Below are 25,179 nucleotides of genomic sequence, written 5' to 3' on the forward strand. Positions count from 1 at the left end.
GCTGGTGCTGCTATGCGCCGTGCTGGTCCTGCTCGTCCTCGGTGGCGCGGGAACGGCGTCGGCGCATGCCGCGCTCCGGTCCACCGACCCATCCGACGGAAGCGTCCTCAAGTCAGCCCCCGGTGAACTCACCCTGACCTTCACGGAGTCGGTCGGTCTGATCGACGACTCCGTGCGCATCCTGTCCCCCAGCGGCCACCGGCTGCGCCTCGGCGAGGCGGAGCAGGTGCCGGGCCGTTCGGACGCGGTGCGGGTGAGCCTCCCGGCGAAGGCGGCCACCGGGACGTTCACGGTGGCGTGGCGGGTGGTGTCGGCGGACAGCCACCCGGTGTCGGGCGCCTTCACCTACTCCGTCGGCAAGCCCTCCGCGACGGCGGCGACGGTGGACACCGGCCCGGTCGAGGACCCGGTGACCGGCGGCCTCTGGGACGTCGCCCGCTATCTCGCCTATCTCGCCGGCGCCCTGCTCATCGGCGTGGCCGCGTTCGTCCTGGTCTGCCGCCCGCCGGACCCCGGGCGCCTGAACAAGCCCGTGTGGGCCGCCTGGTGGACGCTGTTCGGCACCACCCTCGCCCTGCTGGTGCTGCGCGCCCCGTACGAGGCGGGCACGGGACCGGCGACCGCCTTCGACGCCTCCGCGCTGAGCGGCACCATGACCGATCGGCCGGGTGCGCTGCTGCTGGCTCGGCTGGGGTTGCTGGCGGTCGTGGCGTTCATGCTGCGGAAGGGACTTACGGGACTTGCCGCGCTGCCACAGCGGCGCCTCTCGCTGGTGCCCGGTGCCGCTCTCGCCGTCGGACTCGCCGTGACCTGGGCGGCGGCGGACCATGCGTCCGCCGGGATCCAGGTGCCGGTGGCGATCACCTCGTCCGCGCTGCATCTGCTGGCGACGGGGGTGTGGCTGGGCGGGCTGGTCGCCCTGCTCATCACCCTCCGCCGGGGCTCGTCCTCCGCCGCGACGGTCGCCCGCTTCTCCGGGATCGCGTTCGCCTCCGTGATCGTCCTGGTCGTCACCGGCGTCTACCAGTCCTGGCGGGGGCTGGGCTCCTTCAGCGCCCTCACCGACACGTCGTACGGGCGGACCCTGGTCCTCAAGCTGGTCGCGGTGGCGCTGCTGCTGGCGGCGGCGCAGTACTCGCGACGGTGGACGGCGCAGGCGATCACGCTGGAGGCGGAGACGGCCGTACGGGATCGGGTACCGGAGCCGGTCGGCGGCCCGTCCCTGCCCGACGCGCCGGATTCCGACGCGCCGGCCGCCCCGGACCACCGTCTGCTGCGCCGGTCCGTGCTGGCCGAAGTCGGTGTCGCCGCCGTGGTGCTGCTGATCACGACCGTGCTCACCGGAACGCTGCCGGGCCGGGCGGAGGCCGAGGCGGCGCAGGCGGCACCGGCCGGCGTGCTGCCCGGCGCGTCCGTCACGACCGTCCCCTTCGACGTCGGCACCCCGGGCGGCCGGGGCAAGGTGCAGATCACCCTCGACCCGGGCCGCACCGGCGACAACTCCGTCGAGGCTCTCGTCTACGGTCCCGACGGCGGCATCGCCAGCGTCCCCGAACTCCGTGTCTCCTTCACCCTCCCCGCCCGGGACATCGGCCCGCTCGACGCCGAACTGACGGACCGGGGCGGCTACTGGGGGAACGGTTCGTTCACTCTGCCGGTGGCCGGGGAGTGGGAGATGAAGGTGACGGTGCGGGTGTCCGAGATCGATCAGGTGAGTGAGTCGAGGCCGGTGCGGATCGATTCGTAGGAGTCACTGGCGGGCGCTGGGCCGCTGGGGACGGGGGTGCGCCCCTGTTGTCACGCCCCGCTGCCCCGCGGCCGGCCTCACGGCGCTCTTACCACCGCCTGGCACACTGTCCGGACCCACTGAGGACCCGGAGTGTGTCGATGTCCATGGCCGACAGCCTGCGCAAAGTCGCCCGTCTCGCGCGGCGCGGGCGACGCGTGGACCTGAGCCACCCGGCACGCTCCCCGCTCGGCTCCGCCGTGGTCAACTGCGTCGTCTACCGCGACGGCGTCCGCGAGAAGTCCGCCGACACGGTCGAGGAATCCGTCGCCCGGGTCCGCAAGCACGGCCACCGCGGCTTCGTCTGGCTCGGTCTGCACGAGCCCACCGAGACCGAGTTCGCGCGGATCGCCGGACTCTTCGGCCTGCACCCGCTCGCCGTCGAGGACGCCGTCCTCGCCCATCAGCGGCCCAAGGTCGAGCAGTACGGCGACGTCCTGTTCGCCGTCTTCAAGACGGTGACGTACGTCGAGCACGCCGAACTCACCGCGACCAGCGAGATCGTCGACACCGGCGAGATCATGGTGTTCGCGGGCCCCGACTTCGTCGTCACCGTACGCCACGGCCGCCATGGCTCCCTCGGTCTGCTGCGCGAGGACCTGGAATCCGACCCGCGCCAGCTCGCCCAGGGCCCGGCGGCCGTGCTGCACGCCATCGCCGACCATGTCGTCGACGACTACCTGACCGTCACCGACGCCCTCCAGAACGACATCGACCAGGTCGAGAGCGATGTCTTCACCCCGCAGGACGGCCGCGGCGGCGACGCCGGCCGGATCTACCAGCTCAAGCGCGAACTGCTCGAATTCAAGCGGGCGGTGGTCCCGCTGGACCGCCCCATGGACCGGCTCGCGACCGACCCGACCTGCTCGGTCGCCCCCGGCATACGGGCCTACTTCCGGGACGTGTCCGACCATCTCACCCGCGTCACCGAGCAGATACACGCCTTCGACGGCCTGCTCGACTCCATCCTCCAGGCCCATCTCGCGCAGGTGACCGTCGCCCAGAACGAGGACATGCGCAAGATCACGGCCTGGGCCGCGATCGTCGCCGTACCGACGATGGTGTGCGGCGTCTACGGCATGAACTTCCAGCACATGCCCGAACTGCACTGGACCTTCGGCTATCCGCTCGTGATGGCGGTCATCGCGGTGGCCTGCTTTCTCACCCACCGCGGGTTCAAGCGCAAGGGCTGGCTGTAGCGCCGTGAGAGGGACCCCGCGCGCGGTGTACTACGTGTCCTCACGCGCACTCACGCGACGGGGTCCTCCCCGATGAACCGCCCTGAACGTCCCCCGTGGTTCAGGGCGGTGTCCGCACGGCGCGGCTGTCCCGAAACCGTCGTACGGAATCGGTGGCGCCTTGACTACGGACAGGAACGACGTTACTAACGGAGCGTTTATCCGGCTACTCGCCAAACGCGGTCCCCGGCCGGAAAACGCGGAGAGAGGGAGAATGTTCTGATGGCACCGCTCAGCGCCGTATCCGGCGTACTGAGCAGGCTGACCACCCTCGTGCGCAGCGGCGACCTCGATGAGATCCGGGAGATCATCAGCCGGGCGTACAGCCCGTACGAGCTTCAGTGCCTGGGCGACGCACGGGAGTTCTCGGCGTGGTACGCGGAGAGCGACTTCCCCGGGATCACCGTCTCCGGACTGTCGTACGGCTCCCCGGACCTCAACGCGGAGACCCTGATCCGGCCCCAGCCGCTCGGCACCTACCTGCTGGTGTGCGAGGTCACCCGCGGCTGGGTGAAGGTGAGTTCGCCCGGACGGGAGGAGTGCTGCGTCGGCCCCGGCGAGACCTACGTGCTGGATCCGTACCGCAGTTTCCGGGTGCACTGGTCGCCCGGCGCGCAGATGATCACCGTACGGGTCGCGAAGGAGACCGTGGAGCGGGCCGCGGCCGACGCGCTGGGCGTGGACGCCCCGGTACGGGCCCGGTTCGCACTCGGCGGGCCCGTCTCACCGCAGGCGGGCCGCACCTGGGCCGGCATCTCCGGCGTGATCCGCCGCGAGGTGCTCGGCGACGGGATCGCGCGCACCAACCCGCTCGTCGCCGCTCAACTGACGCAGACCGCGGCGGGGTTGCTGGTCGCCACCCAGCGGCTGATCACCCCGGGAGCCGACGCGCGCCGCACCGGCACCGTCTCGCACGCCGCCGTACGCCGCGCGATGACCCTGGTCGAGGAGCGCCCCGACCGCCCGCACACCCTCGCCGACCTGGCGACCTCAGCCCGCGTCAGCCCCCGCGCCCTCCAGGAGGCCTTCCGCCGGCACCTCGACACGACCCCTCTCGGATACCTCCGCGAGGTCCGCCTCGAACGCGCCCACCAGGACCTCCTCACCGCCGCCCACGACGGCTCAGCCACCGTCTCCGAAATCGCCCACCGCTGGGGCTTCGGCAACCTGGGCCGGTTCGCGGCACAGTATCGCCGGCGGTACGGGCATCCGCCGTCGCGGACGCTGGGGGTCGAGTCGAAGCGGTCACCGGCCTCACCGCCCCAAACGGCCGCGACAGAGTGGGGAAGCCACGCGGATGGCATTCCAACTGGTCATACTGGGCAGTGAGTTGCGCGACACACCACAGCCGACGGGGATACGCGATGGCGGCAGGTTCGGGCAGGACGAGGGGCGGCGCTGCGTTCGGCAGGGCCGCCGTGCTCGCGGTCCTGGCCGGTGGCGCCGGTGCTGTGCTTGTTCCTGTGCACGGCGCCCCGGTGGGTGGTCTGTGGCTGCTCGTCGGCTGGGTGGTGCTCGCCGCAGCAGCCGGGTGGTGCGCCGAGACAGCCATCGCCCGCTCCAGACCGAACCGCTGGGCCACCGATCAGAGTGAGTCCAGGACGCTGCATCTGGACACGATCGGAATCCTGGCGATCGTTCTGGTGGCCGAACTGACCCTGATCATCGCACGATTGGCTCGCGGCCACGAGTATCCGACAGCCTGGGCGGCCGGCGGCCTACTCCTGGCGCTGTTCGTCGCCGCCTCCTGGCGCAACCACGTCATCAGCGGCGACTACTCCTCTGCCTGGGGCCACACTCCGTCCGAGAACCCCATCGCCACCACCGGCTTCGTGCTGACCGAGGCGAGCGGCGGATGGCTCACCGCCCGCTTCGCCGTCGAGGGGCCGGTGTGGGCGACATGGGCCGTGGGGTGCGTGATGGTGGCGTTGGCCGGGGGCTTCTTGCTCTCCGATTCGCAGTCGCCGTCGGCCGAGGACACGAACCTGACGGTGTTCCGTTCCGCCGCCGCGCTGGGTGCGGCCGGTGTGATCGCGGATTTCGCGGTCCGGGGCGAGTATGCGGCCGCGTGGTGGGCGGGGGGTGGTCTGCTGCTCCTGGCCGCCGTTGTCTTCCTTGGCCCTGTCCTGAGGCAGCCGAGGGTCGGCGGCGGTCGTGGGTTGGGCGCCGGTGAGGGTCCTGGGTCCTGGGTCGGTGGGGGTCGTGGATCGTGGGTCGGTGGCGGTCGCGGCAGAATGGCTTCGCCGGGGGCCCAGTTCGCCGGAATCCTCGTGCCCCTGGCCAGTCTGGCGTGGGCCGTGTGGGACCAGGCGCGATGGAGCGGGCAGGGCGCTGACGGCCGGCTGCCGGAGGCTGGCTGGCTGGCGGTGGCGGCCGCCGTGCTGCTGGTGGTGCAGAACGGCGTACTGATCTGGGCGGGCACCGTGCCTTCCGAACGCTGGGTGGACGAACTCGTCTACCAGACGCGGCGCTTGGCCTACGAAGCGGCGAACCGTCCATCCCGCCCCTACCCGGCGCATGATCCGCATGACCCGTACGAGCGCGCACAGCGGAGGGAGTGGGAGCCCGAACTCACCTTCCTCCAGCGCCTCGCTCGTCCCCTGCTGTCCTCCGCCGCGACTGCCGTCCACCGCCGCACGGTCCTCGACACCGGTCTCGCCATCGACGAGATCTGGCCCAGGATCGAACTTGTCACCCCTGATCAGGTCAGACGGCAGCTGGAGCGCGGAGAGCGGGGCGTGCTCGGCTGGCGGATCACCATCGCGAGCGCCGTATGCACGGCGGGCGCCTGGCTGTTCGTCGCGCTCACCGGGCTCGGGGGCTTCCGCCTGTCGGACGCGTCGATCGCCCCGCTCGTCGTGGGGCCGCTGCTTGTGGCCGCAGTCGCGCTGATGCAGGGGCGCAAGCTCCTCGTCCAGGTGTCCAAGGCCAAGGCGGACGCGGTCGAGATCTACCGGTACGACCTGGCGAAGCGCCTGCACCTCTCAGTGGATCGGGATCGCTCGGACCCGGCCATGATCCTGCTGGCCGCGGAGTTGAGCGGCCGGCCCCTGCACCCGTCCGAGCGGCGCCCGCCGACCGAGTCGCCGACCGAGTCGCCGACCGGACTTCTCAGGCGCTCCGAACTCGAAACGCTCACCGCCGACGTGGCGGAGCGAGTGCGTCGGGACGTACGGACCGAAGTGCGCCAGGCCCTGCGGGAGGAGGAGTACAGGTCCCTCGCCGAGCCCATCAGCACCCGCCTCAAGGACCATCTCACCGACCTCCAGCGGACGTTCCACCAGGAGATACGAGCCGCGATCCGCTCGACGCTGGAGGATTCCATGACGGGTCCGCCTCTGACGAACTTCGCCGGCTACCTCGCGATCGAAGTGGACCGGAGCGAACAGGACGGGGAACTGCCTTCCGTACGGACCGAGGGCGGGACGATCAAGGCATCGGCGGGTCGACGTGTGGAGTTGTCCGTCGTCGTCGTGCGCGGTGAGCGGTCTCCAGTGGTCGCGAGTCCACCCGGCGGGGATTTCTTCGTCTCCGAGCCAGTACGGGTGGAAGGAGGCAGGGACGCCCCCGTCGTGTCGTTCGACGCGCTGGTCGACAGTTCGACGCTCACACCGCTGCCCCAGCGCAGGAACCTCCTCGTCGAGGATGAGCAGCGGACTTCCTTCGCGTTCCGGCTTCCGGAGGAGGACAGCAGCCACGAGGTGTGGATCCAGCTGTACCAGGCGGGCCACCTCGTCCAGGTCGTCGCCCTGAAGATCGAGGCTGCGGCCGTACTCCCGGGCGGGACGTCGGATGAGGCGGCAGGGGCGACGGACGACGTATGAACGAGGCACGACCACCGGACGTGTCCGTGCGCGTCCTGATCACCGCTGAGGCGACTCGGTTGGAGTTCACCGCCGCCCGCCGAGGGGTCGCGCCAGTGCACGCCACCCTGGTCGGCAGCGACGCGCTGCTCAGGGTGCGCGAGGAACTGGACAGGGGGCTGGCCCGCCTCAAGGACGAGATCGGCGGGTTCGGCGTCGAGGACCAGGACCTCGACAGGGTTTTTCAGAGCCTGCACGGGCTCGGCCGTACCCTGCTGTTCATCCTGTTCGGCGGGCAGCAGACCGTCCTCAAGGACCTCCAAGCGTTCTGGAACCAGGCCCTGCCGCACGGAATGAACCCCGAACTCCCGCCCCCGCTCATCGAATGCGTCGGAGTCCGGGACGGCTTCCTGCCTCTGGAGTTCCTGCCGCTGTTCCGGATGTTTCCGGGCCCGCCCGTCGAGACCGTGGACGACTTCACCAGGGCCTGCCGGACCCTCGTCGGCTTCTCGTGTGTGGTGCGCCGTGCCATGCTGCCCGCCCCGGTCAACGGCCGGCTTGGGCTGCACACCGAGCCTCAGGGCCGCGTCCCCGCCCGCTTTCTGTACTACGAGAACCTCAAGGGAGCTGTCGAGGAACTGGCGTGGTTCGCCGACGCAGGCGCGTACATCGACATCGAGGGTCCCTACCCGGACGGTGCGGCGTCGGCACCGGCCCTGGCCGAGCAGATCTTCGACCCCCGGCTCCTCCTCGACCGCACCCGCCGCGAACTTCCCGACCAGCTTCAGCATTTCGCCTGCCACTGCTACACCCGCTCCGACGACGCACTCGCCGCCGAGATCGAGCTCAGCGGCGCCGGCCATCACTTCCGGACCACGCTCGGCGCCCTCGGTGCAGACCTCGTCGCCCTCGGGGCGAGCCAGGACCTGCGCACCTTCGACCTGCCGCTGGTGATGATGAACGCCTGCGGGTCGGGCCGGATGCGAGCTGTGGGGGCGCCGTCGTTCCCGTACCTCTTCCTGATGAACGGCAACCGTGGCTTCATCGGCACCGAGACCGAGATCCCCGACGACATCGCCGCCGCCTTCTCCAAGGCGCTGTACGAACGCTTCCTCATCCGCCGGATCCCGCTGGGCAGAGCCCTCCTGGAGTCCCGGCTGCACCTCCTGCACACCCTGCGCAATCCACTCGGCCTCACCTATGCCGCGTACGCCGATCCGGGCCTGCACGTCCGTCCGACACCCGAGGAGAGACCCCATGTCCCAGCTCCAGCCGACCCCTGACACCGCGAGGACGATCAGTGTCCTCGGCCTGGAGGACACCGACGGGGGCCGTACCGACCGGCTGAGCTTGCGGCGCCTGGAGGAGTGGCGGGCGGCCCGTACGGAGATTCCCGCCGAGGAACTCCGTTCCCGGCTGGACGATTTCGTGACGACGATGCAGGGCGTGATCGCCTCGCTGCCGCAACGGGCCGGTGAGTTCCAGCTGAACGAGGTGACGTTCAGCGCTGAGGTGAGCGCCAAGGGAACGGTGTCGCTCCTCGGCTCCGGCGGCGAACTGGCCGGTCAGGCAGGGATCACTTTCACGTTCACGCGGGGTGAGGCGGGAAATCCAGCCTGACCGTCCGGCTCAGTTGTCGGCCGGCCGAGCAGAGTTCTCGCAGCGCCGACCGCGCACGAACCGACGCCGAGGGCCGGCTACGCGTTGAAGCCTATTGACGCCGGTCGGCCGCGTGCGCTGTTTGCTCTGAGTCGAGCGGGAGAGGTTCGCTCTCCCCGAAGTCCGGAACCTGGAAGGGATCGGTCGCCGGAGGGGGTGATGCGGCAACCGCACAGTGCGGCGCCGCCCCGTCCGGAGCGGAGAACAGCGAGGTCAGGTCGATGAGAGATCTTCCAATCGATACAGGCGCAGAGGCGTTTCTGGCATCCCGGAACCGGGCACGGCAGCGTGCTGGCCGCCGGCTACAGCTTGGTCATCTTGGCGTAGGGACTCATGATCCGCATTTGCGCCGAACCGAAGTCCACAAGTGCCGCGATCCCTTCCTCGATGCCGACCACTCGGCCGAGGCCGTACATGTCGTGTGTGACCCTGTCGCCCACCGCGAACTCCTTGGGAGCCGAGGTGGCCGGGGCCTTGAATGGGCTGGTGGGCAGATAGCGCTTCGGTGCAGCTGGCTTTGTCATTGCCGTCAGTATGCGCCAGCGCGGCGCTGTTCGGTCCTCGGATGGTGGTGCCAGGACGGTCACGGGTTGGTTGACGTCGAGGAAGGTGACCGTCAAGTCGGCGGCTTGCCGTCAGTGCCGCCCCGTGTGCCACGGGTGTCGCCCGGCATGCGGAACTGCTTGGTGTGGCTGTCGTCGCCGATCCACAGAGTCCATGGTGAGCGTGCCGTCGATGCGCAGCGCCACGAACTGATCAAGACTGTTGATGTGGCGTTCCCGAGCCGCCTTGTTCGCGGCAGCGTCACGGGGCGGCGCTTATCCTTCGAGCTGACGCGGCAGAACGCCGTAACTCATGTCGCCGAGGACAACTCGGGTGCCTGCGGGCCTGGTCGGCGCCGGCGTGCGGCTGTGATCATCAGCGAAGTAACGAGTCTAGGTGCGGGGGCCGCGCGCCGTCTGGCAGAGACGGGCTTGTATGAGTTTGAGCCGGGGCTGTCAGACGCCGAGTTCGCGGGGATCGAGCGTGAGTATTGCTTCGATTTCGCGGACGATCACCGGGCGTTTGTGTTGAGCGCAACGGGTTCTGGTACGCGCTCTGGGGTGATCCATCTGGCGGAGGTGCCGGTACTGGTGCTGCCGCCAGATACGGCCAGTGCCTCACCGGGCATGGTGTCCAAGAACTCACCGGTCGCGCTCGCGCCCCCGCACCCGGGCCGGGAGTCACGGCAGGTCCTGCCAGAAGGGCGCCGCTGCCTTCGGATTCCAGTTTTCGTCGACCTAGCGTCGAGCGCCTGACGCCGCCGCTGCCGGCTGGCCACTTCGGAGGGGTGCATTTCCTTTCCCCGTTCCGTGATGGCCCGTGATGGCCCATGGAGCCCGCGGAGACCGTGGAACCTTGTGGGGACCGTGGAGCCTTGTGGAGAGGGCGACCGGCGAAAAGCCCACCTCGACGCGACCTGCTGCGCCGGGCACGGCCCGCACCGACCGCCTTGCGCGAACACGCCATGCGGCTATCGCGACCGTATGCGCCGCCCGAACGGGGCCGACCGCCTCATCCGCGACGGCGAACCCGCCCGGGACGCGGGCGAGCAGGAACGACTTCGCTCCATCGACATCGAGCTGCAGTCCCTGCTGCCCGAGCCCTCGCCGCAGCCCGCCCGCCCTGGCGAGCACGGTGCGGGCCACCTGAGGCTGCGCGTAGGAGGGGTGGCGTCATGCCTGTTCAGGCGAGGTGTGGAGGATGCGAGCGGTGCGATGGGATCGATGAGCCTTAGGTGAGCCTTATTCGGATATGCCGGTAATGGTGTTACGCGCGGGGCCCGGGCGGATACTCGTGCGGAATGGTACGGACGTCGAAACGGCATGGAAGGCACGGCGGGCACGCCGTGGCCGACCGAAAGGCCGGGACCGCGCCGGCGCCTGAGGCCGGGCCGGATGAGCAGGTGGAGCGGCGGGCGCCGGACAGCCCGACGGACCTGCCCAAGCGTTCCTGGAAGGCGGTGCTGAAAGGCACCCTGAAGGAGTTCAAGAAGGACGAGCTGACCGACCGGGCGGCGGCGCTGACCTATTACGGGATCCTGGCGCTGTTCCCGGCGCTGCTGGCGCTCATCTCGCTGCTCGGGGTCGTCGGGCGGTCGGCGGCGCAGGAGGTGCTGGACAACATCCAGAACCTGGCTCCGGGCGCTGCGCGGGACGTGCTGAGCAACGCGGTGCAGCAGATGCAGGGCAACGCCGGGCTCGGTTCCGTCATGGCGATCGTGGGTCTGCTGCTGGCGGTGTGGTCGGCCTCCGGCTATGTCGCCGCGTTCATCAGGAGCGCCAACGTGGTCTACGACGTCCCGGAGGGCCGCCCGGTGTGGAAGGTGCTGCCGGTCCGCGTCGGCGTGACCGTGGTGCTGATGATCCTGGCGGTGGTCAGCGCGGTGATCGTCGTGTTCACCGGTGGCCTGGCCCGGGAGGTCGGCGCCGCGCTGGGTGTCGGCGACACGGCGCTGACGGTCTGGTCGATCGTGAAGTGGCCGGTGCTGGTGGTCCTGGTCACGATCATGATCGCGATCCTGTACTGGGCGGCACCGAACGCGCGGGTCCGCGGCTTCCGCTGGATCACACCGGGCAGTTTCCTGGCGCTGGTGATCTGGCTGATCGCCTCCGCCGGGTTCGCGCTGTATGTGGCGAACTTCGCCTCGTACAACAAGACCTACGGCACTTTCGCCGGCGTGATCATCTTCCTGGTGTGGCTGTGGATCACCAATCTGGCGATCCTGCTGGGCCTGGAGTGCGACGCGGAACTCGCCCGCCAGCGCGCCGCCGCGGGCGGTCACCCGCCCGGGGACGAGCCGTACGTCGAGCCACGGGACACCCGGAAGTGGGACGAGGAGGACCGCCGCCGTCTTGAACACTGAGGGTGTGGGTCTACTGAACGTGCGGTGAGGCGGTGAGGCGGTGAGGCGGGGGTACCCGGACAGCCGATCGGACCGGACCAACGCACGGGCCAGGGGCGTGCGAGCACGAACGAGCGCCGAGCGGGCCTGCCGTAATCGCCGACGAAGGAGAGGTGAGCACCCATGACGGTGACGAGATGCGCCCGGCGCAGGCGGAGATGACCGAGAAGGGCAGGCGGTTCGGCAAGGGGGGGCGGCCTGTTCGGCGGCGCCGGCCTGGTGGGTGTGCTGGTGCCGGCTCTGATCGCCACCGGCGTCCTGGTCGCCGTCACCGCGCTGATGGCGGCTCTCGGGAAGCAGCAGATCGGCAAGCAGATCGGCAAGCAGATCGGCAAGCAGATCGGCAAGCAGATCGGCAAGCAGATCGGCAAGGCGTCCCCGCCGACGCCCGAACAGACCATGACCAGCGTCAAGGCCGATGTGGCCGAGATCAAGGAGAAGGCACAGCGATGACCCCGGACAAGCCGCACTCGGGCGATGAGGCAGCGGCACCTTCCCCGGAGGAACTGCGCGAGAAGGCCGAGGCGACCCGTGAGGAACTCGGCGAGACCGTCGAGGCGCTCGCCGCGAAGACCGACGTCAGGACCCGCGCACGGGAGAAGACGACGGCCGTCAAGCATCAGGTCGCCGAGCAGGCCACACAGGCCAGGACCCAGCTGAAGGACAGGGCCACGCATGCGGCCCACGCGGTGCAGGACAGGGCCACGCATGCGGCCCACGCGGTGCAGGACAGGACCCCTGAGCCGGTGCGCGCCAAGGCCGCCGCGGCCACCGAACAGGTCCGCGACAGGGCCGTGCACGTCGCAGAGCTGGCCCGGGACAAGGCACCGGAACCGGTCCGTGAGAAGGCCGACCAGGGCATGCAGGCGGCGCGAGCCAAGCGCGCCCCGCTGCTCGCCGCCGTCGGCGCGCTCGTCGCGCTGCTGATCATCCGCCGCTCGCGGAGGCACCGATGAAAGCATCGAAGATCGCTTACAAGCCGGTCGGCATGGCCATGGGTGCCCTCAGCGGTGCCCTGGCCGGCGCGGTGTTCAAGCAGGTCTGGAAGAAACTCGGGCATGAGGAGGACGCTCCCGATGCCACCGACGAGCACCGCCCCTGGCGTGAGGTCCTGTCGGCAGCTGTCCTGCAGGGCGCGATCTTCGCCGGCGTCAAAGCCGCCGTAGACCGCGGCGGCGCCACCGCCACCCGCCGCGTGACGGGCACTTGGCCCGGCTGACGGGCACTTGGCCCGGCTGACCGGCACTTGGCCCGGCTGACGGGCACTTGGCCCGGCTGACCGGCACTTGGCCCGGCTGACCGGCACTTGGCCCGGCTGACGGGCACTTGGCCCGGCTGACCGGTACCCGACCCGGCTGACCGGTGCCTGGTCCGGCCGAGCAGACCGGGTTGCCCGGCGAGTCGCGGAGGAAATCCCGGGCGTCCGCTTAGGGCCGCCGCCACTCGGCACGGACCAGGGGGAGCCCTCTCACAGACCAGGGGGAGCCCTCTCACAGACCAAGGGGAGCCGCCCTCGCAGACCGGGGGAGTCCTCACAGAGCAGCGGAAGCCCTCCCGCGATCAGCGTGGCGTCGAACGCGACCGCCGGTGACAGGCGGGGCATCTCGCCGATGTCGGCCGGATTCAGCGCCGCGTCGTGAACCGGATTCAGCGCCGCGTCAGGAAGAAGAAGCCGTCGGGGGACCACCGCCCTGTGGGAGTCAGTCCATTCCGCGGCGCCCCGGGGTCCAGAAAGGTTTGACCACGATGTCGCGGCGCGGCCAGCCCCGGTCCTGCAGCAGGTGGCGCTTGACGGCTTGGCAGGTCTTCGCCTCACCGGCGATGTAGGCCACGGTTCCTGGTACCAGCCCCTCCTGAGACGCGACGGCCTCCACCAGCCGTTCCGAGGCGAAGGCGGAGGCCGCGCCGCGGTCGACCCACTCCACGTCGCCTTCGATCGGAAGCCGGTCGGCGGGATCGCCGGCCTCCACCACGGCCCGGCCCCGCCCGTCCAGGGCACGCATCATCGCGCCGAACGCCACCGACGCCGTCTCCTCGCCGACGAACAGGTGGCCTGCCGCCCCCTCCCGTATGGTGAACCTGCCTTCAGGCGCCTTGAACATCACCGGGGCGCCCGGCTCGACTTCCCTGGCCCACCGCGCGCCCGGGCCCTCACCGTGCTCGAACACCCGGAGTTCCAGCGCGTCGCCCTCGTAGTCCCACACCGTGTACGTACGCAGCAGGTCGCGGGGCGCCCGCAAGGACAGCTCCCCCACCTGCACCCGCACGTGATGGCCCGGCTGCCAGTCGAGCCCGCCGGGCCCTTCCAGCCGGACGCGCCGCCATCGGCCGCCGACGCTCTCGACGGCGGTGGCGGTTCCCCGCACCAGCAGCCGCTCCAGTACCCAATCGCTGCGTCCCATCACAAACCCTTCTCGACGTATCGGCATATCGGTGGACAACGTCACGCGACCTTGCGGGCGCGCTGCCGGTGGGGTGCGTCCTGTCCCGGCGGGTGCGGACCCACAGAGCTCAGCCCGCGCCGCCGGCACGTTCTCAAGCACCCTCGAATTGCACTATCAAGCATAGCGTGCAACTTGCACTGTCGACCATAGCGTGCAACAGTTGCACTCATGACGGAAAGTGCAATCTCTCTGAACCGGAAGCGGACCGCTGCCCGGATCACGCGATGTGCGCAGACCCTCACCGAGGAGCGCGGCATCGACGGGTTCACGATGGATGACGTCGCCGAGTGCGCCGGCGTCTCGCGGCGGACCTTGTTCAACTACGTGGAGGGGAAGCTGGACGCTGTCCTCGGAGCCCCGCCGGCCCCTGACCCGTCGAGGCTGACCGAGTTCCGGGCCGGCGGGCCCACCGGCCGGCTTTCCGACGACGTCAAGGCGGTTATCGCGGCACTGCTGGACAGCAAGGGCGCCTCGGCCGAGGACGCGGAACGGGTCCGGCGGCTGATCGCGTCGGACGCCCGGCTCCACAAAGCGATGCAGGAGAAGTTCTCCACCTTCGCCACGTTCATCGCCGACGCGCTACTGGAGCGCGAAGGCCCGGACTTCGACCCGCTCAGAGCGCGGGCCGCCGCCACGGTGATGCTGTCGCTCTTCGACGTCGCACTGGAGGCGTACGTCGCCGACCCGAGCATCACCCTCGTCGGCCACTACCTGGCGGCCTTCGACGGCGCAGCCGCCCTCTTCGGCTGACCTCTGCGGCCGACCTCTGCGGCCGACCTCTGCGGCCGACCTCTTCGGCTGACCTCTTCGGCTGACCTCTCGGACACGCCTCGCACCGGCCGCTGCGCGCGACCGGCAAACGACAACTACAGACGAAAGGCGTGACATGTCCCACAACTCCTCGTCCAACAGCCCTCGCGTGGTCGTCATGACCGGCGCCACCTCCGGCATCGGCGCCGCCGCGCTTGAGCAGATCGCCCGTGAGCCCGACACGCAGGTCCTCGTGGGAGCCCGCGGCTCCGGACGCGCCGTACCCGCCGGCGTCGAAACCCTCCCGCTGGACCTCAACTCCCTCGCCAGCGTCCGGGAGTTCGCCGATGCCGTGACACGACGGCTCGAAGGGAGGGCGATCGACGCGTTGGTCCTCAACGCCGGCACCCAGTCCAGGAACCTGGACGGTCGGACGGCCGACGGATTCGAGACCACCTTCGGCGTCAACCACCTCGCCCACTACCTGCTGGCACGCCTGCTCGCGCCCCATCTCGCCGACAAGGCGCGGCTGATCCTCACCACCAGCGACACCCACGATCCGGCGATCACACCCCTGGGGCCCAAGAGCCTCGACCCGCAGGCTCTCGCCGACCCACCCAAGTCCGGACTCGGGGCCGGCATGCGCGCCTACGCCGCCTCGAAGCTCTGCAACCTGCTCACCGCCCGCTCTCTCGCCGACACGCCTGAGCTGAATCAGCGCGGGATCACGGTGCTGGGGTACAACCCGGGCTTCACCGGCGGCACCAACCTCGGCGATGCGAGCCCGGGGGCCCGGCGGGTCATGGGCGCCGTGGTCTTCCCGGTCTTCTCCGTGGTCGGCCGGTTCAAGCCCGCCTACGCCATGGGCAGGCCCGAGCGTGCGGGCCAGGTACTCGCCGAACTCGCCACCGGAGCCGTCACGCCCCCGGCGGGCCGTACCTACGTCTCCTTGGTCAAGGGCGACATCACCTACCCCGACCCCTCGGAACTCGCCCTGAACGACGACGTCCGCGACGGCCTCTGGGAGCAGAGCGCCGAGATGGTCGGCCTCTCGCGCACCTGAACGCTCCGCGGGAACCACCACGACAGGACGACGTAGGGGAAGACCCCAAGACCCCCCTCCTGCCACGTCACGGGGCTCGCGAGCGCCGAACTGACGGCGGGTAAACGCCAGAGGGCCGGACCACTTTCCTGGTCCGGCCCTCTGAGCCGCAAGCAGAGGCCGTAGTGGCGCTCTGGAGACCGGCAGCGTCCAGGCCGCCTCCTGCTCTCAACTACCGTCCTCTCAACTACTGTCTGTGGATGAACTCCTGTCTGCGGATGAGTCGCATGCAAGGATGTGGCCTGTGACCGGAACGTCTTCCTCGCCGGTCGCCGAGGACACGCCTCGCACCTACGGCCTGGGTCCCCGTGCGGCTGCCGCGCTTGTATTCGGCTCCTCGGCTGCGGTCCTGGTGGTCGAGATCGTCGCTTTGCGGCTGCTGGCGCCCTACCTCGGCCTCACCCTTGAGACCAGCACGATGGTGATCGGCATCGCCCTCACCGCGATCGCCCTCGGCTCCTGGATGGGTGGGCGCATCGCCGACCAGGTCAATCCCCGTCGGCTCCTGGGCCCCTCGCTCGGGGTGTCGGGAGCGGTCGTGGCACTCACCCCTGCCGTGCTGCGCACCACCGGGGAGTGGGCGTCGGGGTTGCTCTTGTTGATCGCGTCGCTGACCATCCTCGTCCCGGGCGCGCTGCTCTCGGCGGTGACGCCGATCGTGACCAAGTTGCGCCTCACCAGCCTCGCCGAGACCGGAACGGTTGTCGGCCGACTGTCCGGCGTGGGCACCGTGGGCGCCATCTTCGGCACCGTCCTCACCGGCTTCTTCCTCATATCGCGGTTGCCGGTCAGCGGCATCCTGATCGGCCTCGGAACACTGCTGGTGGTCGGCTCGGCACTGGTTGAGTGGCGCACACGCGGGTGGAGCGGCACACCTGCCCTCACCCTCGTGGTCGTTGCCGGCGGCCTCGCCACCACGGTCGCGCCCGGTGGCTGCGACACGGAGACCCAGTACCACTGCGTACGCGTCGTCGCAGACCCCGACCGAAGCAGCGGCCGCACACTCGTCCTGGACGGCTTGCGGCACTCCTACGTCGACCTCGACGACCCGACCTACCTGAAGTTCGGGTATGTGCGCGCCATCGCGTCGGTCGTCGATGCCGCCTTTCCCGAAGATGAGCCACTTGCCGCCCAGCACCTCGGCGGCGGCGGGCTCACCTTTCCCCGGTACCTCGCGGCCACGCGGCCCGGGACGCGCAGCCTTGTCTCCGAGATCGACAGCGGGGTCGTACGCGTCAACCGCGACCAACTCGGTCTGAGACCGGGAAACGGTATCGACGTACGCGTCGAGGACGGCAGGCTCGGCCTGCGGCGACTGGACACCGACAGCCGTGACCTCGTCGTGGGCGACGCCTTCGGGGGCGTCAGCGTGCCGTGGCACCTGACCACGGCGGAAGCGATGACTGATGTACGGCGGGTGCTCAACGAGGACGGCGTCTACGTCGCCAACCTCATCGATCACGGTTCCATGGCCTTCGCACGTGCCGAAGTAGCCACCCTGCGCGAGACCTTCGAGCATGTCGCCCTCGTCGGCGAACCCGCCGATATCGGCCTCGACCCCACCGCCGCCTCCGAGGGCGGCAACGTCGTGGTCCTCGCCTCCGACCGACCAGTCGACCTACGCGCGACCCAGGAATCGCTGGACACCCGAAAAACCGATTGGAAGATCGCCAGCGGCGACGACCTCACCTCCTGGATCGGCGACGCCCAAGTGCTCACCGACGATTACGCACCCGTCGACCAGCTCCTCCAGCCCTACAGCCAACCGACCGCCCAGTGACAGCACATGCCCTCCCGCGCTGCTCGGCCCCGTACCCCCATCGCCGTTGCCCGGCACGGCGAAGAGCGTGCCCGGGGCAGTGGCCCGCCGCAGACTGAGCCACGCAGGCACCCTCGTTCTCGACTGCGAGGGCCCGTCGAAGTTCGTCAGTGATCACGACCCCGTCGTCGCCCTGATCGCCGAAGCCCGCAAGCGGGGACCCTTGGCGGAGCCGCTATGCCAGCCGGAGTCTCGTTCGGTGCGCCGCCATCGGCGCACCGATCTGCTGTGGGTGACCGCCTGAGCCCGGTCCAGCCAGCCTTCCATCTTTGCCCGGGAGCTTTAACGTGCTTGTAAATGGCGGGAGTTGAGAAGTCCGGAGGTAGTATCCGGCCGACTGGGAGAGCTGTCGGCGGCGTGAGCGCCGGATGCGGACACGCGGAACCGCCTGGCGTGCCAGTTGCATCGGTACAGGCATGCGTCAGCCGTCAGCGCTGTGTCCGTCGGCTCCGTAGCGCAAGACGCGGCAAGGGAAGGGAAAGAACTCAGGAGAGATCAGGGGACAGGGACAGGGGCAGGGGCAGGGGCAGGGGCAGGAGCAGAGGGGGGAAGGGGGAAATCGTGGTGTGTGCGAGAGCACTGCGCGTCTGCGGGGTCCTCGCGGTATGCGGGATCTCACTGCTCGGGTGCACCGGCGGCGCTGACGGCGGAGGCGGTGGCACAGACACGACCGGGGCGGCGAGGCCGAAGGCCGGCCGGAGCGCCGATACGGACGCGGGGGCAGAGGGCGGGGCCGGAGCGGCCGGAGGGACGGGTGCACGGTCGACACCGAGCTTCGATGCGGGGAAGCAGCCGAAGACCGAGGAGCAGGCGCGGGAGTTGATCCGGACGGTGATTGCCGGTCCGGAGCTGTTCGGGCCGAGGGTGGTACGGGCGACGCCGTACGAGGGCGACCCCGGCCGCTGGGCGGTGCTGGGCGAAAACTGCGCGTGGCAGCAGCAGGAGCTGCCGAAGGACGTACTGGCCTCCCTGACCCGGTACTTCGAGTTGCCCGCGGCGGGCGGCAAGGGGGCGATACGGCTGTCGGCCACGGTCACCGTGCACCGGACGCCCCTGGACGCGGCCTGGGAGCAGGCCCGGATGCTGGAGGAGGCCCTCAGCTGCAAGGAGCAGTTGCTGCGGCCGGGCGAGCGCCTGACGGAGCTGAATTCGTGGGGAAGCGTCTTCGGCGAGGGCAACAACCACGACTACGACGACGCGGTGGGCGAGACCGGCAGCTGCCGAAGTGACACGCGGGGTGGCCCGTATCCGTACTACTGGCATCAGGTGATGCTCGGGCCGGTGGTGGTCTCCGTGTCCGGGTGCGGGGGACGGGGGCACACCGATGCGGACGTGTCCCAACCGGTCGGCGAGGCGCATGCCAAGGTGACGACGCGGGTGGAGAGGGAGATCGGGTGGGATGACGGGACGTTCTCCGGCTCACCGGAGGCGAAGGTCTCGCCGAGCACGTCCGTGCCGGGCACAAAGGGTGGTGCGTGATGGAGCGGCTGGTTCCGTCCGATCCGTCGCGGCTGGGCGGGCACCGGCTGCTGGGGCGGCTGGGCGCGGGCGGCATGGGCGTGGTCTACCTGGCCCGCACCGGGGCCGGGGAACTGGCGGCGGTGAAGGTGATCCAGCCCGAGTTCGCCGAACAGCCCGAGTTCCGGGCCCGGTTCCGCCGTGAGGCGGCCAGCGCCGGCCGGGTCGACAGTTCCTGGGTGGTGCCGGTGCTGGGCGCCGACGCGGAGGCCGAGGCGCCGTGGCTGGCGACGGCGTTCGTGCCGGGGCCGTCGCTGGCCGAGGCGGTCGCGGCATGCGGGCCGCTGCCGGTACGCGCGGTGCGGGTGCTGGGCAAGATGCTGGCTCAGGCCCTGTCCGCGGTGCACGACGCGGGCCTGGTGCACCGCGACGTCAAGCCCGGCAACATCCTGCTCGCCCTCGACGGGCCCCGGCTGATCGACTTCGGCATCGCGCGGCCCACGGCCGCCGAGGCGACGGAGCTGACCACGGACAACATGGTGGTGGGCACGCCCGGGTTCCTCTCCCCCGAGCAGGCGCGGGCCCGGCGGGTGAGCCCGGAAAGCGATCTGTTCTCCCTGGGCTGCGTCCTGGCGTACGCCGCCACCGGACGGCCGCCGTTCGGCACCGGCGCCGTGGACGCGCTGCTGTACCGCACGGTCCACGACGCACCGGAACTGGACGGTGTCGAGGACGACGGACTGCGGGCGCTGCTGGAGCGCTGCCTGGACAAGGAGCCCGAACGCCGGCCCACGGCAGCGGAGATGGACGCGGAGCTGGTGGAGGACGCCCCGGAGAGTTCCCTCGACTGGCTGCCGGACGCCGTGGTGCGGATGGTCGCGGACCGGTCGGCCGAGCTCCTCGCCCTGCCCGGTATCGAGCCCACCGAGGTCCCGGGCGAGGCCCCGCCCCGGGTACCGGGCCGCCGGCGGATCCTGGCCCTGGCCGCGGGCGGTGCGGCCGTGTTCGCGGCGGGCGGCGGCGCGGCGCTGTGGGCGGCGCTGCGGGACGTCGAGGAGACTCCGGCGGCACAATCCACGGGTCCCCGCCGAGTCATCGGCCTCCAGGCGGATCTGAGCGGCCCGCAGAAGGAGGCGGGACGGGCACAGGAACGGGCCGCCCGGCTGGCCGTGGAACGGTTCAACGCCCGCAAGGACAAGCCGTTCACGCTGACGCTCAAGGTGGTGGACGACCGGGGCGAGACCGCACGGGCGCAGCAGGCGGCCCGGAGCCTGACGCGTGACAAGGAGGTACTCGCCGTCCTCGGCCCCACCGGATACACGTCCGTCCTGGCCTCCTTGGAGATCTACGAGCGCCTCGGGATGCCGCTGCTGACCGTCTCCGAAATCTCACCGTACGCGGAGCTGGAGGTCCTGCTGAACTACTCACGGGTCTACTTCCATGCCACGCCGACAACGGACTACACCGCCGGCCGCACGGTCACCACGCTCGCTGAGTCGGGTTCCCGCCACCCAGGTCTGCTGGCCGACCGCGCGGGCGGGGGCGTCGCTCTGGAGTCCGCCTCCCTCGTCCCCCGCGCGGCGGAGAGGCAGCGGATGGACCTGTACACACGGGTCGTCCCGGCCATCGCGTCCGACCTGTCTCCCGTGGTCGCCGACATGCTCGGCCACGGCATCGACGGCCTGTACTACATGGGCACCCCGGAGCGCGCCGCGGCTGTCGCCCGGGCCCTGGCCGGGCGCGGCTTCGACGGTCCGCGGTTCCTCGAACCCACCCTGGCCACGGCGTCGTTCCTCTCCGCGGCGGGCAGCGCGGCCGAGGGCTGGCAGGTCATGGCCTCGCACATCGCTCCGGAGGCGGAACCCGTGCGGGACTTCGCGGCCGCCCACAGCAAGCGGTACGGCGGCGCTCCGGCCTTCTGGGGGGCCGAGGCGTACGACGTCGCACGCCTGCTCATCGACCGGCTCACCGCACTCGCCGAGCAGAGCAGCCGACGCCCCAGTCGTGCGCAGGTCACCGAGGCCATCAAGAAGAGCGAGTTCAAGGGGCTGGTCGCCACCTACGCGTTCAACGAGAACATACGGCTCACAACGCCGCGGTTCCACCAGTACCGAGTGGACGGCGGCCGGTTCGCCTACGTCCGCTCCATGGACTTCTGAGAGCTTCCGAGGACGAAGACGAAGGGGACGGGCGTGAGGTCGCTGCGGGCGGAGGACCCCGAGGCCCTGGGCGGGCACCGGCTGCTGGCCCGGCTGGGCGCGGGCGGCATGGGCGTGGTCTACCTGGCCCGTACGGAGGCCGGGGCCCTGGTGGCACTGAAGATGATTCGCGCCGAGCATGCCGCCGATCCCGCCTTCCGGGCCCGGTTCCGGCGCGAGGTACGGCTGGCGACCGGGCTCACCGGCCGCTGGGTGGTGCCGGTGACGGCCGCGGACGCCGAGGCGCGCGAGCCGTGGCTGGCGAGCACCTTCGTGCCCGGCCCGTCGCTGGCCGAGGCGGTGGACGGCCACGGGCCGCTGCCCGCGCACACCGTCACCACACTCGGCCGCCTGCTGGCGCGGGCACTGGCGGAGGTGCATGCGGCGGGGCTGGTGCACCGGGACATCAAGCCCGGCAACATCCTGCTCGCCCTCGACGGGCCCCGGCTGATCGACTTCGGTATCGCGCAGGACGGCGGCGCGACGGCGCTGACCGCCACCGACGCGGTCATCGGCACGCCCGGCTTCCTCTCCCCGGAGCAGGCCCGGACGGGCGGGGGCGAGGTGGGCCCGGCGAGCGACGTGTTCTCGCTCGGCTGTGTGCTGGCCTACGCGGCCACCGGACGACGTCCGTTCGGTACCGGCGATGCCGCCGCCGTTCTCTACCGCACCGTCCATGAGGAACCCGACCTCGCCGGCCTCGACCGGCTCCTGCCGCCGCCGGTGTGCGCGGCGGTCACCGACTGCCTGGCCAAGGACCCCGGGCACAGACCCACGGCGGCCGGCCTCCGCCAACGGCTGGAGGCGGCCTCCGACGCACCTGCCGACCCCACCGGCCGGGGCGACTGGCTGCCACCCGGGGTGCTGCGCATGGTGGCCGAGCGGTCCGCCCGCGCACTCGACCCGCCGCCCCGCCCGGCCGCCACCACACCGCCGGAACGATCCGGCACGGACACGGCACACCCGCCCTCACGCCGCCGCCTCCTCGCCGTCGTCGGTTCGGCCGCCGCGGTACTCGCCACCTCCGGCACCGCCGCCGCCGTCCTGCTCACTCGCGAGGACAGCACGGCCGGCAGCCCACCGCGCACCCTGCCGACCCACACCATCGGCCTCCAACTCGACCTGACAGGACCGCAGAAAACCCTGGGGACAGCGCAGGAGCGCGGGGCCCGGCTCGCCGTCACCGCCCACAACGCCCGTGCCGACGCGACGTTCAAGCTCGTCCTGAAGACCTTCGACTACGGGGGCGAGACAGCCAGGGCGCAGGAAACGGCCCGCCGCATCACCGCGAACCCGGCGGTCCTGGCGGCGATCGGCCCCACGACCGCGACAGCCGCGCGCGCCGCGGCACCCCTGTATACGGACGCGTCGATGCCGCTCGTACTCGTGTCGTTGGCGCCCGAGACCGTGGGACTGCCCGACTCCGATCTGCCGACGGTCTGCTCGACCGTGGTCTCCGAGACATCCCAGAAAATGCCGGTACTCGACTATCTGTCCCGAGTACGCCCCGCACGCCGGACCGCCGTCATCGAGGACCGCGCGGCCGGAGACACGTCCTGGAAACTCGCCAGTGACCTGAGCGAGCTCCCGCCCGACGAGGGAACCACCACCGTCCACTCCGTGGCGGCGGACGAGAACGACTTCCGCCCCGCCGTCGACGCCGCTCTGGCCGCACGGGCGCAGGCGGTCGTCTACACGGGCACCTCACCGAGCCGGGCCGCGCTCTGCGCCCGCGCGCTGACCGCGGCGGGCTTCACGGGGCCGTGCATGGGATTCGAGCCCGTGATGCGCCCGGCCTTTCTGAAGGAGGCGGGCGATGCAGCCGAGGGCTGGTTGTTCGAAGCCCCGTACACCGATCCCGCCTCGGCCGACACCAAGGCCGCCAAGGCGTTCACCGACGCCCACCGCAAACGCTACGGCGAGCCCCCCGGCCGCTGGGCCGCCGAGGCGTACGACGCCGTCGGTCTGCTCGCACGCACCGTGGAGGCGCTTGGCGCGGGGGCTGGGATCGAACCCGGCGAGGTCGCCGAACGCATCTTCCGCACCACCCATGACGGGGCGGCCAAGCGGATCCGGTTCGTCGACGGCGCCACCCACTTCCTGGAAATGGTGAACATGAACTTCCTGTACCAGGTCACCGACGGCGCCTTCCGTTTCCTGGGGCGGCACGACCAGGTGCCCGCGAGTAAGAGCTGACAGGCCGAACTCCTCGTGGCTGCCGGCGGATGCCCTGATGACATGGGCAGGCTCCATCAGCAGCCCGGCCAGGACGCCGCGCGCGATCGGCACGGCCGACACGAGTGGGTTGCCCGTCTCTCCGCGCTTTCAGGCGGGGCCGGTGAAGGAATGCGCTTCACGGGGACAACTGACATCCGGCATGCCGACCGGAGTCGGACGGCCCGCGAGCACGAATGCGTCGGCCCGGGTTCCCCATGGACGCCTGAATTCCGGCCTTGACCAGGCGCGTTGTGAGCCTGATGGGCATGTATCGGCAGCCGTGATCGGCGTGGTGGACGAGCCGGGCGGGGGCGACCTCGCGGCTGCTGATACCGGCGAGGCCGGTTTCGCGCATGAGCCGCTCGACCCGTTTGCGGCACGCCCTCGCGTTTCCGTACGTCCCGTTGAAGACGGTTCACACCTGTTCTCCGGCGGCAAAGCCACCTTGCGCTCACGGCGCATCCTCTCCACCGCCGCCTCGCCGCCATCCAGCCTGCGGCGCAGCGACTCCGGCACATCACGCGCCCGACCCGGATCATGCAGATCGACCAGACCAGCGGCCGGGACTCCGGCCGGGGCCGGGGCGCACTCGATGCATAACCGCTGATCACCGACCGAGGGCGCGTTCGCCACATGCCTGAAATGCATTGAACGTTGGAAATGAATGAGACCAAAACTGAGGCCAGGGCACACCAGAGCTCGAACTCGTGAGGGGTTGCCCCCAACATGCTTTCCAACTGTTCGTCTGGGGGTCCGGGGATGCACGGGAGCGTCCTGACCTGCGGTGGAGCGGCGGCCGGGAAGGCTTCTGAACGGTGCTGTGCGCGGGTGAATGCAACCAGAACTGCAACCATCCGGCGCCTCGCCAATGGCATGCCAGGGGCGGATGGATCGGCCCCGTACCTTCTGGGCAGATGGAGCCGCTCTCTTCTAGGGTCATCGCATGAGTGATCGCGTAGGGGGAGCGCCGGATCCATCAGGTCGGACGTTGCGTAGCCTTGTGGGTGACGCTGTCTGGACAGACATGCTGGAGCAGTCATTCGAGCGTCGACACCCAGTCGGTGCCACATTGCTGCGGCAGGGTGAGCCCGGCACTCATGTGCTCGCGCTACGCAGCGGGGTGACCAAGGTGATCCGGCGAGAGCGGAGCGGAGACCTCACGCTGCTGGCGTTTCGCGGTCCCGGCGAACTGCTGGGCGAGGTCGCGGTGTTGGACGACGAAGTACGTTCGGCAAGCGTCCAGGCGATCTCCCACTGCTCAGTCAACGTGCTGAGCAAGACGGAATTCCTGCGGTTCGTCACGGACCATGACCTGTTTCCCGTGCTGGTGCGTTACGCCCTCGGCAGGCTGAGGGAGTCGGACCGCGCCCGCGGCGGCGGTGATGCCGTCGTGCGCCTGGCGGCATCCTTGGTGAACCTGGCCGATATCTCAGGGCATTCCGCGATCCGGCCGGGGCGGCGTCTGGAGCTTGCCCTGACTCGGGACGAACTTGCGCAACACCTACGGGTGTCGCGTAACACGGTCACCGCATGCCTCTCTGAACTTGAGCCCCTCCACGTTCATACCGGACGGAAGCGCATCTTCATCGACGACCTGCCCGCTCTGCGGCAAGCGACTGCGGGGCTCTACAGCTGAGGCCCACCCCCCGACGGCGACCCCACGCACCGTGACGCCCGTCACTGCTCCTCTGCACTGAGCGAGCACACCGCGACACGTATCCCCGCGAAGCTCGGATACCCAAAGCCCTAAGGGAAAGCCAA

At 70.4% G+C, this 25,179-nt stretch carries 21 protein-coding genes and 1 pseudogene; 20 read left to right on the forward strand and 2 right to left on the reverse strand.

What is annotated here, in order from left to right; translation table 11 throughout:
- Positions 1-4: 4 nt before the first annotated feature.
- From GFH49_RS34775 to GFH49_RS34800, 6 genes are all read left to right on the forward strand, one after another.
- The gene (locus GFH49_RS34775; RefSeq protein ID WP_155060049.1) at positions 5-1,747 is read left to right on the forward strand and encodes a copper resistance CopC/CopD family protein; all 1,743 of its coding nucleotides are present in this window, start codon (positions 5-7) and stop codon (positions 1,745-1,747) included.
- A gap of 140 nt (positions 1,748-1,887) precedes the next feature.
- The gene (locus GFH49_RS34780; protein ID WP_155060050.1) at positions 1,888-2,985 is read left to right on the forward strand and encodes a magnesium and cobalt transport protein CorA; all 1,098 of its coding nucleotides are present in this window, start codon (positions 1,888-1,890) and stop codon (positions 2,983-2,985) included.
- Positions 2,986-3,246: 261 nt separating this feature from the next.
- Positions 3,247-4,353 carry an AraC family transcriptional regulator gene (locus GFH49_RS34785; protein ID WP_155060051.1) on the forward strand — a complete coding sequence of 369 codons (1,107 nt, stop codon included), beginning with the start codon at positions 3,247-3,249 and terminating at the stop codon, positions 4,351-4,353.
- Between the two features lie 35 nt (positions 4,354-4,388).
- Positions 4,389-6,848 carry a hypothetical protein gene (locus GFH49_RS34790; RefSeq protein ID WP_155060052.1) on the forward strand — a complete coding sequence of 820 codons (2,460 nt, stop codon included), beginning with the start codon at positions 4,389-4,391 and terminating at the stop codon, positions 6,846-6,848.
- The gene (locus GFH49_RS34795) at positions 6,845-8,110 is read left to right on the forward strand and encodes a CHAT domain-containing protein (protein WP_155060053.1); all 1,266 of its coding nucleotides are present in this window, start codon (positions 6,845-6,847) and stop codon (positions 8,108-8,110) included. The genes GFH49_RS34790 and GFH49_RS34795 overlap by 4 nt, the downstream gene beginning before the upstream one ends.
- Positions 8,085-8,447 (forward strand): Pepco domain-containing protein, encoded by a 363-nt coding sequence (locus GFH49_RS34800; RefSeq protein ID WP_155060054.1) that lies wholly within the window; start codon positions 8,085-8,087, stop codon positions 8,445-8,447. The genes GFH49_RS34795 and GFH49_RS34800 overlap by 26 nt, the downstream gene beginning before the upstream one ends.
- 341 nt (positions 8,448-8,788) lie before the next feature.
- Here GFH49_RS34800 and GFH49_RS34805 read toward each other — a convergent pair whose 3' ends face one another.
- Positions 8,789-9,010, reverse strand: coding sequence for a CarD family transcriptional regulator (locus GFH49_RS34805; RefSeq protein ID WP_155060055.1), 222 nt, complete (start codon positions 9,008-9,010; stop codon positions 8,789-8,791).
- A 66-nt stretch (positions 9,011-9,076) separates the two neighbouring features.
- Here GFH49_RS34805 and GFH49_RS34810 point away from each other — a divergent pair, with 66 nt between their 5' ends.
- The 6 genes and pseudogenes from GFH49_RS34810 to GFH49_RS34835 all read left to right on the forward strand — a co-directional run bounded on the left by GFH49_RS34810 (position 9,077) and on the right by GFH49_RS34835 (position 12,649).
- Entirely contained in the window at positions 9,077-9,784 is a 708-nt protein-coding gene (locus GFH49_RS34810; RefSeq protein WP_155060056.1) for a hypothetical protein, read from the forward strand.
- A gap of 228 nt (positions 9,785-10,012) precedes the next feature.
- Positions 10,013-10,267 carry a hypothetical protein gene (locus GFH49_RS34815; RefSeq protein ID WP_155060057.1) on the forward strand — a complete coding sequence of 85 codons (255 nt, stop codon included), beginning with the start codon at positions 10,013-10,015 and terminating at the stop codon, positions 10,265-10,267.
- A gap of 62 nt (positions 10,268-10,329) precedes the next feature.
- Positions 10,330-11,391, forward strand: a complete 1,062-nt coding sequence (locus GFH49_RS34820) for a YihY/virulence factor BrkB family protein (protein WP_155060058.1) — start codon at positions 10,330-10,332, stop codon at positions 11,389-11,391.
- A 176-nt stretch (positions 11,392-11,567) separates the two neighbouring features.
- Positions 11,568-11,883 (forward strand): annotated as a pseudogene (locus GFH49_RS34825) (phage holin family protein).
- Positions 11,880-12,386: a DUF3618 domain-containing protein gene (locus GFH49_RS34830; RefSeq protein WP_155060059.1), complete on the forward strand. Its 507-nt coding sequence runs from the start codon at positions 11,880-11,882 to the stop codon at positions 12,384-12,386. The pseudogene GFH49_RS34825 and the gene GFH49_RS34830 overlap by 4 nt, the downstream one beginning before the upstream one ends.
- On the forward strand, positions 12,383-12,649 hold the full coding sequence (locus GFH49_RS34835) for a DUF4235 domain-containing protein (protein ID WP_155060060.1): 267 nt from the start codon (positions 12,383-12,385) through the stop codon (positions 12,647-12,649). Before GFH49_RS34830 ends, GFH49_RS34835 begins: the two co-directional genes overlap by 4 nt.
- Positions 12,650-13,130: 481 nt before the next feature.
- On the opposite strand, the gene GFH49_RS34845 is transcribed toward GFH49_RS34835, so the two are convergent.
- On the reverse strand, positions 13,131-13,832 hold the full coding sequence (locus tag GFH49_RS34845) for a siderophore-interacting protein (RefSeq protein ID WP_155060062.1): 702 nt from the start codon (positions 13,830-13,832) through the stop codon (positions 13,131-13,133).
- A gap of 210 nt (positions 13,833-14,042) precedes the next feature.
- Here GFH49_RS34845 and GFH49_RS34850 point away from each other — a divergent pair, with 210 nt between their 5' ends.
- The 8 genes from GFH49_RS34850 (at position 14,043) to GFH49_RS34885 (ending at position 25,054) form a co-directional block, all read left to right on the forward strand.
- Complete coding sequence (locus GFH49_RS34850; RefSeq protein ID WP_155060063.1) at positions 14,043-14,624, forward strand: TetR/AcrR family transcriptional regulator; 582 nt, start codon at positions 14,043-14,045, stop codon at positions 14,622-14,624.
- Positions 14,625-14,760: 136 nt separating this feature from the next.
- The gene (locus GFH49_RS34855) at positions 14,761-15,687 is read left to right on the forward strand and encodes an SDR family NAD(P)-dependent oxidoreductase (RefSeq protein WP_196218227.1); all 927 of its coding nucleotides are present in this window, start codon (positions 14,761-14,763) and stop codon (positions 15,685-15,687) included.
- A 274-nt stretch (positions 15,688-15,961) separates the two neighbouring features.
- A complete protein-coding gene (locus GFH49_RS34860) occupies positions 15,962-17,506 on the forward strand; it encodes a fused MFS/spermidine synthase (RefSeq protein ID WP_408055985.1) in 1,545 nt (514 codons plus the stop codon).
- 67 nt (positions 17,507-17,573) lie between these two features.
- A complete protein-coding gene (locus tag GFH49_RS41690; RefSeq protein WP_230396666.1) occupies positions 17,574-17,789 on the forward strand; it encodes a hypothetical protein in 216 nt (71 codons plus the stop codon).
- A gap of 575 nt (positions 17,790-18,364) precedes the next feature.
- Positions 18,365-19,024: a hypothetical protein gene (locus GFH49_RS34870; protein WP_155060065.1), complete on the forward strand. Its 660-nt coding sequence runs from the start codon at positions 18,365-18,367 to the stop codon at positions 19,022-19,024.
- The gene (locus GFH49_RS34875; RefSeq protein ID WP_155060066.1) at positions 19,024-21,162 is read left to right on the forward strand and encodes a bifunctional serine/threonine-protein kinase/ABC transporter substrate-binding protein; all 2,139 of its coding nucleotides are present in this window, start codon (positions 19,024-19,026) and stop codon (positions 21,160-21,162) included. The genes GFH49_RS34870 and GFH49_RS34875 overlap by 1 nt, the downstream gene beginning before the upstream one ends.
- Positions 21,163-21,195: 33 nt before the next feature.
- Positions 21,196-23,397 (forward strand): bifunctional serine/threonine-protein kinase/ABC transporter substrate-binding protein, encoded by a 2,202-nt coding sequence (locus GFH49_RS34880; RefSeq protein ID WP_155060067.1) that lies wholly within the window; start codon positions 21,196-21,198, stop codon positions 23,395-23,397.
- A gap of 1,045 nt (positions 23,398-24,442) precedes the next feature.
- On the forward strand, positions 24,443-25,054 hold the full coding sequence (locus GFH49_RS34885; protein ID WP_230396667.1) for a Crp/Fnr family transcriptional regulator: 612 nt from the start codon (positions 24,443-24,445) through the stop codon (positions 25,052-25,054).
- The last annotated feature ends 125 nt before the right edge of the window (positions 25,055-25,179 follow it).

This window comes from Streptomyces blattellae, from assembly GCF_009709555.1.
Taxonomy (GTDB): domain Bacteria; phylum Actinomycetota; class Actinomycetes; order Streptomycetales; family Streptomycetaceae; genus Streptomyces; species Streptomyces blattellae.

Bases quoted from the DNA above. Each gene is read 5' to 3' on its own strand.
- GFH49_RS34780 (WP_155060050.1), top strand. From the start codon at position 1,888: ATGTCCATGGCCGACAGCCTGCGCAAAGTCGCCCGTCTCGCGCGGCGC.
- GFH49_RS34785 (WP_155060051.1), top strand. From the start codon at position 3,247: ATGGCACCGCTCAGCGCCGTATCCGGCGTACTGAGCAGGCTGACCACC.
- GFH49_RS34830 (WP_155060059.1), top strand. From the start codon at position 11,880: ATGACCCCGGACAAGCCGCACTCGGGCGATGAGGCAGCGGCACCTTCC.
- GFH49_RS34815 (WP_155060057.1), top strand. From the start codon at position 10,013: ATGCGCCGCCCGAACGGGGCCGACCGCCTCATCCGCGACGGCGAACCC.
- GFH49_RS34845 (WP_155060062.1), bottom strand. From the start codon at position 13,832: ATGGGACGCAGCGATTGGGTACTGGAGCGGCTGCTGGTGCGGGGAACC.
- GFH49_RS34855 (WP_196218227.1), top strand. From the start codon at position 14,761: ATGTCCCACAACTCCTCGTCCAACAGCCCTCGCGTGGTCGTCATGACC.
- GFH49_RS34805 (WP_155060055.1), bottom strand. From the start codon at position 9,010: ATGACAAAGCCAGCTGCACCGAAGCGCTATCTGCCCACCAGCCCATTC.
- GFH49_RS34885 (WP_230396667.1), top strand. From the start codon at position 24,443: ATGCTGGAGCAGTCATTCGAGCGTCGACACCCAGTCGGTGCCACATTG.
- GFH49_RS34795 (WP_155060053.1), top strand. From the start codon at position 6,845: ATGAACGAGGCACGACCACCGGACGTGTCCGTGCGCGTCCTGATCACC.
- GFH49_RS34850 (WP_155060063.1), top strand. From the start codon at position 14,043: ATGACGGAAAGTGCAATCTCTCTGAACCGGAAGCGGACCGCTGCCCGG.
- GFH49_RS34835 (WP_155060060.1), top strand. From the start codon at position 12,383: ATGAAAGCATCGAAGATCGCTTACAAGCCGGTCGGCATGGCCATGGGT.
- GFH49_RS34875 (WP_155060066.1), top strand. From the start codon at position 19,024: ATGGAGCGGCTGGTTCCGTCCGATCCGTCGCGGCTGGGCGGGCACCGG.
- GFH49_RS34860 (WP_408055985.1), top strand. From the start codon at position 15,962: ATGTGGCCTGTGACCGGAACGTCTTCCTCGCCGGTCGCCGAGGACACG.
- GFH49_RS34820 (WP_155060058.1), top strand. From the start codon at position 10,330: ATGGTACGGACGTCGAAACGGCATGGAAGGCACGGCGGGCACGCCGTG.
- GFH49_RS34790 (WP_155060052.1), top strand. From the start codon at position 4,389: ATGGCGGCAGGTTCGGGCAGGACGAGGGGCGGCGCTGCGTTCGGCAGG.
- GFH49_RS34800 (WP_155060054.1), top strand. From the start codon at position 8,085: ATGTCCCAGCTCCAGCCGACCCCTGACACCGCGAGGACGATCAGTGTC.